This is a genomic window from Acinetobacter sp. YH12076 (genome assembly GCF_013419525.1).
In the GTDB taxonomy this organism is placed as follows: Bacteria; Pseudomonadota; Gammaproteobacteria; order Pseudomonadales; family Moraxellaceae; genus Acinetobacter; species Acinetobacter amyesii.
In genome coordinates this window covers 105,971-121,511 of record NZ_VOZY01000011.1, presented here as the reverse complement: position 1 = coordinate 121,511, position 15,541 = coordinate 105,971, and the positions used below count along the sequence as shown (strand labels likewise).

Here is a 15,541-nt window from a genome sequence, read left to right as displayed (position 1 = left end):
TGGCAGGTTCGGCACAATTCATCATTTTGAGGCAAAAAACGCATGTCACTGTTACGCCGTTGGTTCGATCCAATCCGATCGAGTTGGTTTTATCAGAAACCGACCCGACAAGCGGTGTTACCCACGGAACAAGGTCTGAGTGTTTATCTTCGACTGGATGATGTCTATAGCTATTTGGCTGCTCAGCAACTGCCTCAATTAGAAGAAATTCTCAGTGATGAAATTAAACCACTGAAAGTGATTATTTGTCGTCAGAGTGCTGAACCTCCTAATCAAATGTCATCGATAGAATGGCAACAATATTGTCTGAATGATGCCCAAATTTTAGCGCGGCAGCATCGTTTTAGTTTTCATGAAACACCTGAACAACCGACCGCTGAAGCTTTAGAACAAGCCGAAATTATTCTAAAAAATACCCCATTACGCGGCCAAGATTTTCTTTATTTACTTGAAGATGTGTTCCACATGTTGTGGCAAAAGCAGTATGGCAAGCTGAGAACACTGTACGCGATGGCCAGCCGTCATCATAAAGCGCAAGATTTTCCAGAACGGATCTTTTCTGACTTACCAATTTTGACGGGGTATTTTGAATTTGGCGAACGTAAGTACCATGCTGTAGATGATTTACTGCGTTTAACGCGCCGTTTAAAACAACAAAAACTCCTGACAGATAACCCGATCTTTATGATCAATCATATTGAATGGCGTGAGCACCTGATCAGTGATGCAGAAGAGCTGAATGAAATTCAGGGACTCGATCCTGAGCTTGATCTTTATATCGCGATGGAAGATCCGATTTCATGGTTACTGTTGGCTTATATTCGTGAGGAATTGGCGGACTATTATAATATTCAGCTGAATGTGTATCCATTGTCGTATCACGGTCGTGATTTGTTTGACTGGAGTTTGGCAACACGTCTGTCTAAACGGACCGAAGTTAAGTTCACACCATTTTGCCGGCCTACAGAAGCTGCGACATTAGCTATGTCACAGCTTTACTACAGTGCACCTGAAGAGCAGCGTATTGATGTGATGTATCGCATTTTGGAAGCCGTATGGACCAAAGGGCGTGATTTATCCTTCAAAGCACATTTTCAGGCTTTACAGTATGAGTTAGAGATTTCTGAACTGAGCACTGAGGATATTGCTGAAAAATTAAAAGAAAATGATATGCACTGTGAGATGAAGTCACAGCCGGATTTTCCCGTCTTGGAATTACGTATTGCAGGTCAAAGCTATGTATTTAATAGCTTATACCGCGTATGGATGATTGAAAGTATTTTCAGTAATGTGTTAGAAGAGAAGTATAAAAGTGAAAACACCGCTGAAAGTGAAGCCAGAGAAGATGAAGAAAGAAAAAGTTGAGTCATTAGAGCAAGCCCGCGCACAGATTGATGTGATTGATCAGGGGATTATTGAGCTCATTGCTGCACGTCAGTTTTATGTCGATCAAGCGGTGCGTTTTAAGCGTTCAGTACAGGATGTTCAATCACCAGAGCGTGTCGAAGCGGTAATAAGTAAAATTCGTCTACAAGCCACAGAGCACGGTGTAAATGCAGATATTGTGGAACGTTTATACCGCGATATGATTCAACATTTTATTCAACGTGAGTTGAAAGAGATTCGTCCATAGTTGGGACCGATTTGAATTTCGTATAAGAGATTTTATGTTAATCAGATGATTAAAAGGCCCGTAAATAGGGCCTTTCGTATAACGTGTATTATGTTAAATAGGAACCTTAGAACAATAGAAAATTATAATTTCATTGCCATAAGGAAGAATACACTTACAATCCTACGTTCGTTTGTAAAGCAATTTGCTGTGAAGCTAATTCAAGTGCTTTAGATTTCCCTAATGGTTTAATATCAGTGCCTTCAGCATATATAAAATCTACCTTATTAATACCAATTAATCCTAATACTGCTATTAAATATGCTGTAACAGCATCTGTTGGAAGATCTTGATGAAAACCACCACGTGAACTAAAGATAATTGATTTAACACCTTTAATTAATCCTACGGGTGCGGTTTCTGTATATTGAAAAGTTACTCGTGCTCGTGCAATTAAGTCGAACCAGTTTTTTAATTGGGTTGGTACATTTAAGTTATACATTGGTGCTGCAATCAATAATAGATCACAATCTTTCAGCTCTTGAATAAATTGATCAGAGAGAGCTACTGCTGCTTTTACCTCAGGTTTTTCATTCGCCTCTCCACGTAAGGCATTAAATATCTCTAAGTTTAATACTGGTAAGTTCATAGCTCCTAGATCATGTTCAATTATTTGGTCAACATAACCACTTTGCTTACGTCTATATAAATATTTATTAATGAGCTGATTACTTAGAGATTTTTCCTGCATAAAACTAGATTTGATAACTAAAATTCTGTTCATAGTAAGGTTCCTAATATGAATTTTAATTAGATTATCATTGATAAATTGGATACAAAAGTGATAATAAATCAACTCATTGATTCCCAATTGGAACTAATATGCGTGTTAATGATCTGAAAAGTTTGATGGCATTTATTAGTGTTGTTGAACAAGGAAGTTTTACTAAAGCATCAGAAAAATTACATCTGACTCGTTCCGCTGTCAGTAAGATGATTTCAAAGCTTGAGGTACAGCTCGGAGTAGTACTTTTTAACAGGGATACACGTCATTTAGCTCTCACAGAAGAAGGTAGTATTTTCTATGAACATAGCCAGCGGGCTGTACAAGAATTATTAATAGCTGAGACATTATTTGAAAGTAATAATCAAAATATTCAGGGAATGATACGTATCTCTATGCCTGTATTATTTGGACAAAAGTTCATAGTTCCGATATTAAGAGACTTAGCAGATGAACATCAAAATTTGAATATGGTTCTTTCTTTTAATGATCGTTATATTGATTTAATTGAAGATAATTATGACCTAGTGATAAGAATTGGTAATTTAGAAGATAATAGTCAATTAATGGTTAAAAAGATTTCTGAGCATGCAATGTGGCTCTGTGCCACACCTGAATATTTAAAAAGATACCAGGTTCCTGAGAGCATCAAAGATTTAGATAACCATCAGACTATTGGATATTTGAAAAATGGGCAGCTTGAAAAGTGGATATTTCAAAGTTCTCATCATAAAACTATGAAATATTTGCCAAAAAATAAAGTTCAAATGGATGACATAAAAAGCATATTAGATTATGTACTAATGCATGGAGGAATTGGTTGGTTACCTTCCTGGTTGATTCAAGAATATATACAAAGTGGTCAATTAATACACCTACTTACTAACTATTCAAGTACTAACTATCCTATTCAAATTGTATGGAAAAGATCAAATTTCTTACCAATACGTGTTCGTACTACCATTGATAAAATAGCTTCATCAATACAAAAAGATAGCGTCATTAAATAAGATTTATAAGAGAGGAATTCTAAATTGATAGTAATACAAAATCTTTCTAGTTTAATTTTTAAACACGGATTTATTAAGCTTTCCTAAAATTAACATAATACACGTTATACGAAATTCTTGAAATTTTCCTATAAGTATCAATATTTTATTAAAAACCGTTCTAGTAAACAGCATATTGGAACGGTTTTTATATCACTATTCCACCAATACGCTTATAACTTATTCAAAATCAAAAGAGTTTGTTTAGCCCATCTACGCTATCTGCTTTAGACGCTATAACCTAGCCTCAACTTTTTATTGAGGCTCTATTCCAAAAACACTGATTTTTCAAAGCGCCTGAATTGCATAGCATAGAACCAATTCTTCAGCGAGTTTCGCCATGATTTGGTTCGTCATCACAGTTTTTGCAATCGCAGGTCTGATTAAAGGCACGATTGGGTTAGGCCTGCCAGCGGTATCGATGGGCTTACTCACCATGGTGATCAGTCCATTTCAGGCAGCCACGTTATTGATCATTCCATCCATGGTCACCAACTTTTGGCAACTATTTGCCGAAGGGCAGGTGCTGCGCCTCATTCAACGCTTTTGGCCCTTGTTACTTGGGATTATCGTCGGTTCAATTTGGAGTGTTTTTCCAACTTTAGGACATGGTGAATTTAAAAGTGAAGTTTTACTGGGGGGCATGTTGGCACTATACGGACTGTATGGGCTTTGTGCGAAAAGCTTGCCGAACTTTGCACCACATGAAAAATGGCTATCTCCAATGATCGGTTATCTCGGTGGAGCGCTGACTGTAGCCACAGGTGTGGTGGTGATCCCGGTAGTACCATATTTGCAAGGTTTGCAGCTCAAACGCGATGATCTTGTACAGTCACTCGGTTTGGCCTTTACCACGTCAACCATTTGTTTGGCAGTGTTCTTACAGCAAAATCCTGTGGAAGATCTCCCGATTGATTATGCCATGTCAGCTATGGCACTGGTTCCTGCGCTCATTGGTATGTGGGCAGGGAAAAAAATACGTTACCGCATTCCAGAACAAAAATTCCGTAAGGTGTTTTTTATCGGATTGATTGCCCTTGGTAGCTATATGATGCTGCACCAGTTTGGCGTAATTTAAAGACTAGACTTAGCTATCCAAAGCAGATTTTTGTGACAGTAGAAACTGACTGAAATGCTGATAATTTAAGGGTAAATCATCAAAATTACGTGCGGTGAGGAGCAATTTCCGATTGGCCCAGTCACCGCTGAGCTCAACTTGTGCAAAGGCATACAAATTGAGTAATCGTTGGGCCGCACGTTTTGGCATGATGGCAATGCCCACACCATTCGCCACCACTTGCGCGATCGCGGCAAAGTTCGGCAACCGCAGCCGATACTGAATTTCACAGCCGAATAATTTGGCTTGAGCCTCGATCGATTGTTGCAAGGAATGATATTGCATCAAACCGACAAAGGGATAATTTAAAATCTCTGCGGGTTTGACGCTAGATAACGAGGCCAATTCATGAGTTATAGGACAAATCAGTACCAAAGGATCATCGGCAAACTCAAGTGTCTGTAGTTGTTCGGATTTAAAGAAACCTGAAATTAAGCCTAGTTGTGCATTACCTTGCTCTATCGCTGCAATGATGTCTTTAGACTCGGCTTCATGCAGCTCAATTTTTGTGTTGGGATTTTCCAGCAAATAACGTGGCAGCAAGACCGGTAAATATTCACTTTGTGCAGATGAATTACACCATAAGGTCATATTGGAACTCAGCCCACGCGCAAAGGGCAGCATAGCATGTTCTAATTGTTGCCCCTCACTTAAGATACGCTGTGCATGTTCAACCAAGGTTTGACCGGCAAGAGTCAGTTTGACCCCTTTGGCTTGGCGAGTGAACAGGGCTGTGCGGTAATGCTGTTCGAGTTTTTTAATCCGTTCACTGGCTGCTTGTAGCGAGATGGCAGAACGAGCAGCGCCTTTGGTCAGACTGCCGCTGTCTACAATGTGCAGCACTAATTGAAGGTCGAACAAATCCAGTCGCATAGGGTGTATTCCTTGGCTAATGCCTTATCTTACCGAAAGTGTAGCTATAAAAAAAAGCGACCTTTCGGCCGCTTTTCAAATGAATATTGTATTCTTTTTAAATGCTTTGGAGGCTTATTCTGATTTATCGCCCAAACTAAAGAACCAGTTCAAAATCAGCGCTGCAAATGTTGCAGTACCAATACCGCCTAAGTTGAAGTTACCGAATTGAAGTGCAAAGTCACCTGTACCTAAAATAATCGTGACTGCTGCCACCATCAGGTTTTTATTTTTTGAGAAATCGACTTTGTTTTCAATCCAAATTTTCGCACCTGCAATGGTAATTAGACCAAATACAACAATCGATGCACCTGTCAAAATGGCTTGCGGAATGGTATGAATAATTGCACCAAACTTTGGAGAAAGACCAAGGAAGATGGCGAATACACCTGCAAATACAAACACGATGGTCGAGTAAACACGCGTTACTGCCATCACACCAATATTTTCGCCATAAGTGGTCATACCCGGACCGCCGACACCGCCTGAAAGTGTGGTTGCAACACCATCTGCAACGAAGGCTTTACCAATGTGCGGATCGAGATTTTCACCTGTCATCGCGCCCACAGCTTTGATATGACCAAGGTTTTCTGCAACTAAAATCAACGCAATCGGTGCAATGATAAGCATGGCATTGAAATCAAAAACAGGTGAATGGAAGTGCGGAACACCAAACCAAGCGGCTTCTTGTACGGGAACGAAATTGATTGGCGTGCCATGACCCATGACATTGGAAATGATGTAATACACCAAATATGCCAGTAATAGACCGACCAACAGTAATAAGCGTTGTAACAAGCCCTTCGTGAACACTGCAATTGAACCCATACACAGTACAGTGACTAATGCCATCCACATATTAAAGTTATTACCGGCAACCCCTTTAATGGTCACTGGGGCTAGGTTCAGACCAATAATCATCACCACTGCACCTGTAACGACAGGCGGCATGAGTTTTTCAATCCAACGTGTACCCGTTGCCATCACGATAAAACCAAAAATGGCATATAAGATACCGCAGGCCATGATCCCGCCAGCAGCCAATGCGATATTGGCATTTGGCGCGCCAGTACCTGACGCTGCATAACCGGTTGCCGCGATCACCACACCAATAAAGGCAAAACTAGAGCCTAAATAACTTGGTACACGACCACCTGTCATAAAGAAGAACAGGATGGTACAGATCCCCGACATTAAAATCGCAAGGTTGGCATCAAAGCCCATCAAAAATGGCGCAAGGACAGTTGCCCCAAACATTGCAAAGGCATGTTGTATCCCCAATACAACACTTTGCACCGGAGGTAGGTACTCATTTGTACCTACAGGACGTGCATCAATATTGCCTTCGTACGGGCGCCATTTGGGAAACCAATTGGACATAAAATGAGCACTCAATAGATAAATTGTGCACATCATACTCTTGTTTTTTAGAAGATTTAATCTCTTTTAAAAATATTTTGTTCAAACTAATTACATGACTTTACATATAAATTTACCAAATGGTAAAAGTTTTAAGGGTATAAAAAAGGCATTAAATCATGCAATTAATCAAATAGGCTTGGAGCCAATTCTTCATAAATTTTTCTTATTTTATATATTCCAAAATAAATTAAAACCAATATGACTGGTCAAAAAAAAAGCACACAGTTCTGTGTGCTTTTTGAAAACTTGGAAGATTTAGCCAGTGTTACGCAAACCTGCCGCAATACCCGCGATGCTAACCATCAACGCATGGTCGACTGGGGTATTTTCAGCTTGACGCTCGGCAAGGTATGCACGGCGGCGTTTCATCAGTTCGGCTTGTAGTAAATGTAGCGGCAATAAATAAGGCTTACGCACCTTCATGGATTGGTCGAGCACATCGTTACTGCTGAGTAATTTCGATTCACCTTTGAGTGCTAATAGCGTTTGTACCGCATCACGTAAACGCTGACGTAACTCTTCGCCCAACTGTTTGAGGTCTGCGTCATCAGTCAGATGAGACTCATAATACAGCGCCACATGACCATCGGCTTTGGACAAGACCATTTCCAACATATCAATCAGGGTTTGGAAATACGGCCATTGCTCTAACATTTCTTCGAGTGTCTGCTTTTGACCTTGATCAATCACTTGATTAATCGCAGCACCAGTACCGAGCCAAGCAGGAAGCATCAAACGGATTTGCGTCCATGCGAACACCCAAGGAATCGCACGTAATGACTCAATCCCACCGCTAACTTTACGTTTGGCTGGGCGTGAGCCGAGCGGTAACATTTGTAGTTCCAGTTCTGGCGTTACAGTCCGTAGGTATTTTACAAAATGCGGATTTTCACGCACGGTTTGACGATACACCTGTACCGACAGATCCGTCATGCTGTGCATGAGCTGACGCCATTCCTGTTTCGGTTCAGGCGGTGGCAATAAGGTCGCTTCTAAGGTCGCAGCGGTGTAAATTTCCAAGTTTTGTAAGGCAATGCCTTCTAATCCAAACTTGAAGCGAATCATTTCCCCTTGTTCTGTGACACGGATCGCCCCTGAAATCGAGCCTGGTGGCTGTGAAAACAGCGCTTGCTGTGTCGGCGCACCACCACGGCTGATTGAACCGCCACGGCCATGGAATAATGTCAGTTGTACATCATGTTTTTTCGCAACTGCGGTTAATTCTTCCTGTGCACGATACTGCGCCCAGTTTGCCGACATAAAGCCCGCATCTTTGGCTGAGTCTGAATAGCCAATCATCACCTCGTGTTTACCCTGAATATGCTGCTTATACCAATGCATATTAAATAGGGTATTCATGGTACGGGCTGCACCATCCAAATCTTTTAAGGTTTCAAACAGTGGCACGACACGTAGCGCTTGTTTGATGCCGGCTTCTTTTTGCAGTAACAATACAGCCAAGACATCACTTGGATGTTCGGCCATGGAAATAATATAAGCCCCTAAACTTTCAGGTGGCTGTTCTGCCAAAGTGCGCATGGTCGCAAAGACTTCTTGTACATCTGGATGTTCAATCAGGCTTTGTTTTGGCTCATTTAAAAACTTCGGTAACAGTGGGCGTTTGCTTTGCAGTTCCTGAATCAAGAAGTTTTGACGGGCTTGCTCCGTCCATGTTTCAAAATTACCTAAACCTAAATATTCCGTAATAGCAGAAATCGCTTGGCGATGACGTGTGGATTCCTGACGAATATCTAATTTGAGTAATTCGATACCGAAACAATTCACTCGATGAATAAAGTCGAGTAACTGACCATTGGCAATTTCAGGTAAACCGCTGTCAATCAGTGAACGGTAGCAAACCAATAGTGGATCAAGCAAATCATGGCGGCTTTTAATGACTTGGCTATCGTCAGCCTCTTCACCACGGAGTTTTAGTGCCAACCAGTGACGAGTGGCTTTAAGGCGTTCCCGCGCATCACGCAGGTATTCACGATACGGTTCAGGGTGGAAATGGCCCAAAGCATCACTAAGTTCTTTACTGCATTCTTGAATCGAAAGTTCCCAACGTAGGTCTTCGATATCGCGTAAATACAGGTCGGCAGCTTTCCAACGTGAAAGCCAAAGCACTTCTTGAGTAATATTATGGGTGACGTTTGGGTTACCATCACGGTCTCCGCCCATCCATGATGCAAAGCGCACAGGAGCAACATTTAAAGGCAACGTCTTGCCACAATGATCTTGGACCATGCCATCCAATTCACGCATGAATTTGGGTACAGCATTCCACAAGGTCTGTTCGATGGTCGTAAAGCCCCATTTTGCTTCGTCGACAGGCGTCGGGCGATGTTGACGAATTTCATCTGTTTGCCATGCCGAGCAAATCAGTTGTTTTAAATCATCCAGTACGGCTTTGCGTTCGCGTGGCGTAAGTTTTTGTTGATCCATTTTAAACAGGCAATCATTAATCCCATCATATTTCTGGATCAAGGTACGGCGGCTGACTTCGGTTGGATGTGCAGTCAGGACCAGTTCAATTTTTAATTCACAAATTTGTTGGAACAGTTGTTCCGCACTGATGTTATTGCTTTTAAATTTTTCAAATAAATGATCGAGTGGATTCGGTGAAGGTGCTTGCTCATCAAACTCACTTTGGCGACGGCTACGTACCACATTGTATTGTTCGGCAATATTGGCAAAGTTGAGAAAGTGCGTAAATGCACGGGTCAGTGGCAGAATTTCTTCATCTTTTAAATTTAAAAATAATTGTTCTAACTGTTTTTCGGCTTCAACTTGTCCATCGCGTGCGCCTTTAGACAAAGCACGAATTTGCTCTACCTGATTAAACAAATCTTGTCCTGCATGCTGCTTTAGGGTTTCACCTAATAAATTGCCCAGTAAGCGCACGTCTTCACGTAATGGAGCATCAATTTGTTGAATCATTTGTTATTTCTCCGCGTATTCCTGTCTCGACTATACCCCGAAAGTGCTGTGGCAAAAGGGGGGTACAGACAAAAGTCGGATGACTTTTCTAGGTAAATGAGCAATAGCTATGCCATTTGTTTCAGTTTAGCCTTGAAATATTTCAGAAAATGCTTAGCTCTGTGTGCCGAGTTGATATTTCAGCATAAAGATGTCGATGGCAGAGTGAATAATGGCCTGTCGCTCTGCTGTTTCAGGTACTGGGCGCATGCCCAATAAGACTTCTTGATGGCGTAGTCCCATCAGTAGCGACACAATCAGTTCAGTTTGTCGGGCAGGATTATCCTGCTGAATGAAATTTAAAGCTGCTGCGTCTTGAAAGAAATTCTCCCAGACTTGGCGCATTTTCAAATGTGAGGCACGGAAAAACTGTTCCACCAAGGGACTGTGTTCGGCAGCCAACTCCAAAAGTAATAAGTCCAGTTTAATGGCTTCTGGCAAATTCATGATGTTCAGCCCCAACTCACAAATTTCTACGAAAGCCTGCATAAAATGACTTTCGCTGTGCAGATGTCGCGGGCGAGTATTTAAAATATATTCACAGGTATCTTCAATTGCACTGGTAAATAAAGTGGCTTTGTCCTGAAAATGGTTATAGACCGTCAGTTTGGTGACCCCTGCATGTTGCGCAATCTGATTCATGCTGCAACCGTGATAGCCCATTTCTAAAAATAATTGTTTTGCAGACTCTAAAATCCGTTGTCGTTTTTCTAAGTCTTTCGGGCGGCCGACATTCATTTGCTGAAAAAATTCCAAAAAAGGCGAAAAGGTCATTGATTTCGGATAATTAATCTAATTAATGTACCGCATGGTTTATTAATTAAAAAATAACCAAATTAATTGAATAATATTCTGCCCTAAAAAAGACTTTTTATTAAGAGCGAACTTCATGAGTACGATTAAGACCACAGTTGTCAGCATGATTATCGTTTGCAGTGTGACCTTATGGGGATGCAGCAAGGATAAAGCCCAAACGGAACAGGAAGTGCCATTTGTGATGGTGACTCAGCCGGGCGCCACACATTTTGAACAAAAAAGTTATGCGGGTGATGTACAAGCCCGCCAGCAAACAGCTTTAGCTTTTCGGGTTGGCGGTCAAATCACTGAGCGCTATGTCGATGTTGGAGACCAAGTCCGAGTCGGGCAAGTTTTGGCAAAATTAGACGTCAAAGATGCACAGTTGCAACTGAATGCAGCACAAGCACAGCTTGAAAGTGCGCGTTCCGCTGCACAGATTGCTGAAGATGAACTAAAACGCTTTAAGCAATTATTGCCAGTCAATGCTGTGAGTCGCTCGCAGTACGATGCGGTGGAAAACCAATATAAAGCGGCACAGTCGAACTTAAAGCAAGCTCAATCAAATTATGATGTGAGTCGTAATCAGACCGGTTATAACCAATTAATTGCCAATAAAAATGGGGTCATTACTGAACGTAATATTGAGATTGGTCAAGTGATTGCAGCAGGACAACCAGCTTTTCAATTGGCGATTGCAGGTGAACGTGACGTGGTCATTGGTGTGCCTGAACAGGCTGTTGCTGAAATTAAAACAGGGCAGGATGCATGGGTTACCTTGTGGTCGAAACCACAGGAAAAATTTGCAGGCTATGTACGTGAAATTAGTCCTGCTGCCGATCAGTCTCGTACTTATAGTGTCAAAGTGGCATTACGTGAAGGCAATAGCGCCATTCAACTGGGGCAAAGTGCACGGGTATTTTTAACCAAAGCACAGCAGAATGTTTTGCATGTGCCGTTATCGAGTGTGTCTGCGAGTGGTCAGCAGGCGTATGTGATGGTGGTCAATGCAGACAATACGGTACGTAAAGTTCCAGTAACTTTAGGCGAATACGGACGTGATAGCGTGCCCGTACTCAGTGGTTTGCAAGCAGGGGATTTTGTGGTGGTTGGCGGCGTGCATTTACTCCGCGAAAAACAAAAAATACAACCCGTTGATCGTGAAAATCGTGCGGTACACATTCAGACAGGAGTTAAATAATGAATTTTAACTTGTCTGAGTGGGCACTGAAAAATAAAGGTTTAATCCTTTATTTTATGATTCTGCTGGGCATCGTTGGGATATTTTCCTATTCCAAATTGTCGCAGAGTGAAGACCCGCCATTTACCTTTAAAGTCATGGTGATTCAAACCTATTGGCCTGGTGCAACAGCCAAAGAAGTTTCGCTACAGGTCACCGATCGAATTGAAAAAGAACTGATGACTACGGGGCAGTATGAACGCATCATGGCGTATTCACGTCCGGGTGAATCCATGGTGACCTTTGTGGCCAAGGACAGTCTACGTTCGCAGCAAGTCCCCGATGTTTGGTACACCGTGCGTAAAAAGGTCAATGATGTTCGCCATCAATTACCATCTGGGGTGCAAGGTCCTTTCTTTAATGATGAGTTTGGTGACACCTTCGGTAATATCTATGTGCTCACCGGCAAAGACTTTGACTATGCCACCATGAAGGAATATGCCGACCGTTTACAGCTCCAGTTACAACGAGTCAAAGACGTTGCGAAAGTGGATTTGATTGGTCTACAAGATCAAAAAGTTTGGATTGAAATTTCCAACACCAAAGCCACGCAAATGGGCATACCCGTGACGGCGATTCAACAAGCCTTGCAGCAGCAAAACACGGTTGCCAGTGCTGGCTTTTTTGAAACCAATTCAGACCGGATTCAAGTGCGTGTCAGCGGCAATTTACAAAACATTGATGAACTGCGTCAGATGCCCTTATTGGTGAATGGTCGAACGATTCAATTGGGTGATGTGGCAGATGTACATCGGGGCTTTAGTGATCCACCGCAGCCTCGTATGCGTTTTATGGGTGAAAATGGTTTAGGCATTGCCGTGTCGATGCGTAAAGGAGGCGACATTCTGGCTTTGGGTAAAAACCTTGAAACAGAATTTGCCCGCCTGCAAAAAACCTTGCCCTTGGGTATGGAACTAAAAAAAGTTTCTGATCAGCCTGTAGCCGTGAAGCGCAGCGTCAATGAGTTTATGAAAGTCCTCGCTGAGGCCGTGATTATCGTCCTATTGGTGAGCTTCTTCTCCTTGGGTTTCCGTACAGGATTGGTTGTGGCATTTTCCATTCCCTTAGTCTTGGCCATGACTTTTGCAGGCATGCAGATGTTTGATGTCGGTTTGCACAAGATTTCTTTGGGGGCCTTGATTCTCGCACTCGGTTTATTGGTGGATGATGCGATTATTGCTGTCGAAATGATGGCGATCAAAATGGAGCAGGGCTATAGCCGGTTACAAGCCGCCGGACATGCATGGCGGACGACTGCATTTCCAATGCTAACAGGCACGCTAATTACGGCTGCAGGATTTTTGCCGATTGCCACAGCCGCATCGAGCACAGGGGAATACACTCGCTCGATTTTCCAAGTGGTCACTATTGCATTGGTGGTGTCATGGTTTGCAGCGGTGCTGTTTGTTCCCTATCTAGGGGATAAATTACTGCCAGATTTCAACAAAGATTTAGTACAAAAAGCCCCGTGGTATCAGCGCCTCTGGGCACGTTTGCGCAAACAACCTGAACCTCAGCCGATGGTGCATCATGCCGGCGAACATCACGATCCTTATCAGTCTCCGTTTTATCAACGTTTCCGTGGTTGGGTCGACACTTGTGTGACCTATCGTAAGACGGTGATTGCAGCGACGGTTGGCATCTTTGTGTTATCGATTTTAATGTTTAAAACTGTACCACAGCAGTTCTTCCCACCGTCAAACCGTGCTGAAATTTTAGTGGATTTAAAGCTCGAGGAAGGTGCATCTCTGAAAGCCACAGAAGCGGCCGTAAAAAAAGTCGAAGCGTTCTTGTCGAAAAAACAAGGCATTGATAATTTTGTGGCTTATGTGGGGACAGGTTCACCGCGGTTTTATTTACCTCTAGATCAGCAGTTACCCCAAGCCAGTTTTGCTCAGTTTGTGGTATTGGCTTCATCTTTAGATGATCGCAATGAAATTCGTCAGTCATTAGCAGAAGAAATTCGTAAGCTCTTACCTGAAGTACGTACACGGGTTTCACTTTTAGAAAATGGCCCACCCGTGGGTTATCCATTGCAGTTCCGCGTGTCGGGTGAAGATCTGAGCTTGGTGCGTGAGTGGGCACAACGGGTGTCTGCAAAAGTCAGTGAAAACCCGAACACCACCAATGTGCATTTGGATTGGGGTGAGCCAAGCAAAGTGATTAAACTGGACATCGACCAAGATCGCGCACGTCAAATGGGGGTTTCCAGTCTAGATCTGTCCAATTTCTTGAATAGTTCAATCAGTGGTGCAGTGATTAATCAGTATCGTGAGAAACGAGAGCTGATTGAAATTCGGATGCGTGGTGATCAAGCCGAGCGATTGGATGTCGGTTCTCTCAGCAGTTTGGCTGTACCGACCAGCAATGGTGGTTCAGTGCCATTGGCGCAGATTGCGAAAATTGAGTATAGCTTTGAAGAAGGTTTGATTTGGCATCGTAACCGTTTACCGACCATTACTGTGCGCGCGGATATTCGCAGTAAATTGCAACCTGCAACGGTGGTGGGTGAGTTAAAAGATTCATTTGATCAGTTACGTGCAGAGATGCCGAATGGATATCTCCTCGAAGTAGGCGGTACTGTGGAAGAGTCAGCACGTGGTCAAACTTCTGTAAATGCGGGCATGCCATTATTCCTCGCAGTTGTCATGACCTTATTGATGATTCAACTACGCAGCATGTCACGGGCGATGATCGTATTTTTAACTGCACCTTTGGGCATTATTGGCGTGGTGTTATTCCTGTTATTGTTCAATAAACCCTTTGGTTTTGTGGCAATGCTCGGCACGATTGCACTGTCTGGAATGATTATGCGCAATTCACTGATTTTGATTGATCAGATTGAACAAGATATTCAGTCCGGGGAGTCGGCTTGGGATGCGATTATCAATGCGACGGTACGTCGTTGCCGTCCCATTGTGTTGACTGCATTGGCCGCTGTATTGGCGATGATTCCACTTTCTCGCAGTATTTTCTTCGGTCCAATGGCCGTGGCGATTATGGGTGGATTGATCGTGGCGACCCTACTGACCTTGTTCTTTTTACCTGCGTTGTATGCACAGTGGTTTAAAGTGAAAAAAACTCAGCAGAATCCTTAAAAGTGTCATAATATTGGGTGCGAAATATTGAATTTTTCTCTATAGTAGCACCTGATCTACAAAGACATTTTTAAAAAGTAAAACAACCACAAGTGCAGCGCGGCATATTGTGGTGTACGGGGTTGAATCACAGATGACAGCAGAGAGTTTAGCTAAGTATCGCCGTTATATTGCGATTTCTTATGTCTTCATGTTTTTCGCTTTATTTACCCTGATTAGTGGTGTATTTGCCTACGGCTTTGCACGCAAAGTAACTCAAATCGATTCTGCAGAAGTTTGGCTCCAAGCCCAAGCGCTTTGGGTCATGCGCACCGTCGTGATTTATTCCATGATGGCCATTTTTGCCGCACTGTGGTTTATTCCTTTATTTTTCTATTATTGGGACACCTATCTTTGGGTGACTGCATGCACGGTAATTGGTGTGATCTTTTCTGCGATTGCCTTTTTGTATCTATTAAATGCATGGATCCAAGGTCTATCCAAATTCGTTAAAAATAAGGCTGTTTTCTAAGTCGATTTATTTTTTTCCTGCC

At 42.5% G+C, this 15,541-nt stretch carries 12 protein-coding genes; 7 read left to right on the top strand and 5 right to left on the bottom strand.

What is annotated here, in order from left to right; all coding sequences use genetic code 11:
• The first annotated feature begins 42 nt into the window (after nucleotides 1-42).
• Both FTU22_RS12245 and FTU22_RS12240 read left to right on the top strand, forming a co-directional pair.
• On the top strand, nucleotides 43-1,365 hold the full coding sequence (locus tag FTU22_RS12245; RefSeq protein WP_180079288.1) for a hypothetical protein: 1,323 nt from the start codon (nucleotides 43-45) through the stop codon (nucleotides 1,363-1,365).
• Complete coding sequence (locus FTU22_RS12240; RefSeq protein ID WP_078191648.1) at nucleotides 1,346-1,633, top strand: chorismate mutase; 288 nt, start codon at nucleotides 1,346-1,348, stop codon at nucleotides 1,631-1,633. Before FTU22_RS12245 ends, FTU22_RS12240 begins: the two co-directional genes overlap by 20 nt.
• Nucleotides 1,634-1,787: 154 nt before the next feature.
• On the opposite strand, the gene FTU22_RS12235 is transcribed toward FTU22_RS12240, so the two are convergent.
• Nucleotides 1,788-2,396 (bottom strand): FMN-dependent NADH-azoreductase, encoded by a 609-nt coding sequence (locus FTU22_RS12235; RefSeq protein ID WP_180094673.1) that lies wholly within the window; start codon nucleotides 2,394-2,396, stop codon nucleotides 1,788-1,790.
• A gap of 98 nt (nucleotides 2,397-2,494) precedes the next feature.
• On the opposite strand from FTU22_RS12235, the gene FTU22_RS12230 reads away from it, so the two are divergent.
• Together FTU22_RS12230 and FTU22_RS12225 are read left to right on the top strand one after the other, a co-directional pair.
• Nucleotides 2,495-3,406, top strand: coding sequence for a LysR family transcriptional regulator (locus FTU22_RS12230; RefSeq protein WP_078194112.1), 912 nt, complete (start codon nucleotides 2,495-2,497; stop codon nucleotides 3,404-3,406).
• A 379-nt stretch (nucleotides 3,407-3,785) separates the two neighbouring features.
• A complete protein-coding gene (locus FTU22_RS12225) occupies nucleotides 3,786-4,523 on the top strand; it encodes a sulfite exporter TauE/SafE family protein (RefSeq protein ID WP_180094671.1) in 738 nt (245 codons plus the stop codon).
• A 9-nt stretch (nucleotides 4,524-4,532) separates the two neighbouring features.
• Here the strand turns inward: FTU22_RS12225 and FTU22_RS12220 are convergent, their stop codons facing one another.
• From FTU22_RS12220 to FTU22_RS12205, 4 genes are all read right to left on the bottom strand, one after another.
• Nucleotides 4,533-5,435 (bottom strand): LysR family transcriptional regulator, encoded by a 903-nt coding sequence (locus tag FTU22_RS12220; protein WP_180094669.1) that lies wholly within the window; start codon nucleotides 5,433-5,435, stop codon nucleotides 4,533-4,535.
• A gap of 114 nt (nucleotides 5,436-5,549) precedes the next feature.
• On the bottom strand, nucleotides 5,550-6,854 hold the full coding sequence (locus FTU22_RS12215) for a solute carrier family 23 protein (protein WP_180073489.1): 1,305 nt from the start codon (nucleotides 6,852-6,854) through the stop codon (nucleotides 5,550-5,552).
• 297 nt (nucleotides 6,855-7,151) lie between these two features.
• Nucleotides 7,152-9,836, bottom strand: coding sequence for a phosphoenolpyruvate carboxylase (gene ppc, locus FTU22_RS12210; protein ID WP_180073490.1), 2,685 nt, complete (start codon nucleotides 9,834-9,836; stop codon nucleotides 7,152-7,154).
• A 153-nt stretch (nucleotides 9,837-9,989) separates the two neighbouring features.
• Nucleotides 9,990-10,613, bottom strand: coding sequence for a TetR/AcrR family transcriptional regulator (locus FTU22_RS12205; protein WP_143221706.1), 624 nt, complete (start codon nucleotides 10,611-10,613; stop codon nucleotides 9,990-9,992).
• A gap of 151 nt (nucleotides 10,614-10,764) precedes the next feature.
• On the opposite strand from FTU22_RS12205, the gene FTU22_RS12200 reads away from it, so the two are divergent.
• From FTU22_RS12200 to FTU22_RS12190, 3 genes are all read left to right on the top strand, one after another.
• Nucleotides 10,765-11,871, top strand: a complete 1,107-nt coding sequence (locus FTU22_RS12200) for an efflux RND transporter periplasmic adaptor subunit (protein WP_180049569.1) — start codon at nucleotides 10,765-10,767, stop codon at nucleotides 11,869-11,871.
• On the top strand, nucleotides 11,871-15,008 hold the full coding sequence (locus FTU22_RS12195) for an efflux RND transporter permease subunit (protein WP_180049567.1): 3,138 nt from the start codon (nucleotides 11,871-11,873) through the stop codon (nucleotides 15,006-15,008). Before FTU22_RS12200 ends, FTU22_RS12195 begins: the two co-directional genes overlap by 1 nt.
• A 133-nt stretch (nucleotides 15,009-15,141) precedes the next feature.
• Nucleotides 15,142-15,519 (top strand): hypothetical protein, encoded by a 378-nt coding sequence (locus FTU22_RS12190; RefSeq protein ID WP_180011060.1) that lies wholly within the window; start codon nucleotides 15,142-15,144, stop codon nucleotides 15,517-15,519.
• Nucleotides 15,520-15,541 lie beyond the last annotated feature (22 nt).

Excerpts from the sequence above, each read along its gene's own strand:
- FTU22_RS12245 (WP_180079288.1), top strand. The coding sequence starts at position 43 with ATGTCACTGTTACGCCGTTGGTTCGATCCAATCCGATCGAGTTGGTTT.
- FTU22_RS12240 (WP_078191648.1), top strand. The coding sequence starts at position 1,346 with ATGAAGAAAGAAAAAGTTGAGTCATTAGAGCAAGCCCGCGCACAGATT.
- FTU22_RS12235 (WP_180094673.1), bottom strand. The coding sequence starts at position 2,396 with ATGAACAGAATTTTAGTTATCAAATCTAGTTTTATGCAGGAAAAATCT.
- FTU22_RS12230 (WP_078194112.1), top strand. The coding sequence starts at position 2,495 with ATGCGTGTTAATGATCTGAAAAGTTTGATGGCATTTATTAGTGTTGTT.
- FTU22_RS12225 (WP_180094671.1), top strand. The coding sequence starts at position 3,786 with ATGATTTGGTTCGTCATCACAGTTTTTGCAATCGCAGGTCTGATTAAA.
- FTU22_RS12220 (WP_180094669.1), bottom strand. The coding sequence starts at position 5,435 with ATGCGACTGGATTTGTTCGACCTTCAATTAGTGCTGCACATTGTAGAC.
- FTU22_RS12215 (WP_180073489.1), bottom strand. The coding sequence starts at position 6,854 with ATGTCCAATTGGTTTCCCAAATGGCGCCCGTACGAAGGCAATATTGAT.
- ppc (WP_180073490.1), bottom strand. The coding sequence starts at position 9,836 with ATGATTCAACAAATTGATGCTCCATTACGTGAAGACGTGCGCTTACTG.
- FTU22_RS12205 (WP_143221706.1), bottom strand. The coding sequence starts at position 10,613 with ATGAATGTCGGCCGCCCGAAAGACTTAGAAAAACGACAACGGATTTTA.
- FTU22_RS12200 (WP_180049569.1), top strand. The coding sequence starts at position 10,765 with ATGAGTACGATTAAGACCACAGTTGTCAGCATGATTATCGTTTGCAGT.
- FTU22_RS12195 (WP_180049567.1), top strand. The coding sequence starts at position 11,871 with ATGAATTTTAACTTGTCTGAGTGGGCACTGAAAAATAAAGGTTTAATC.
- FTU22_RS12190 (WP_180011060.1), top strand. The coding sequence starts at position 15,142 with ATGACAGCAGAGAGTTTAGCTAAGTATCGCCGTTATATTGCGATTTCT.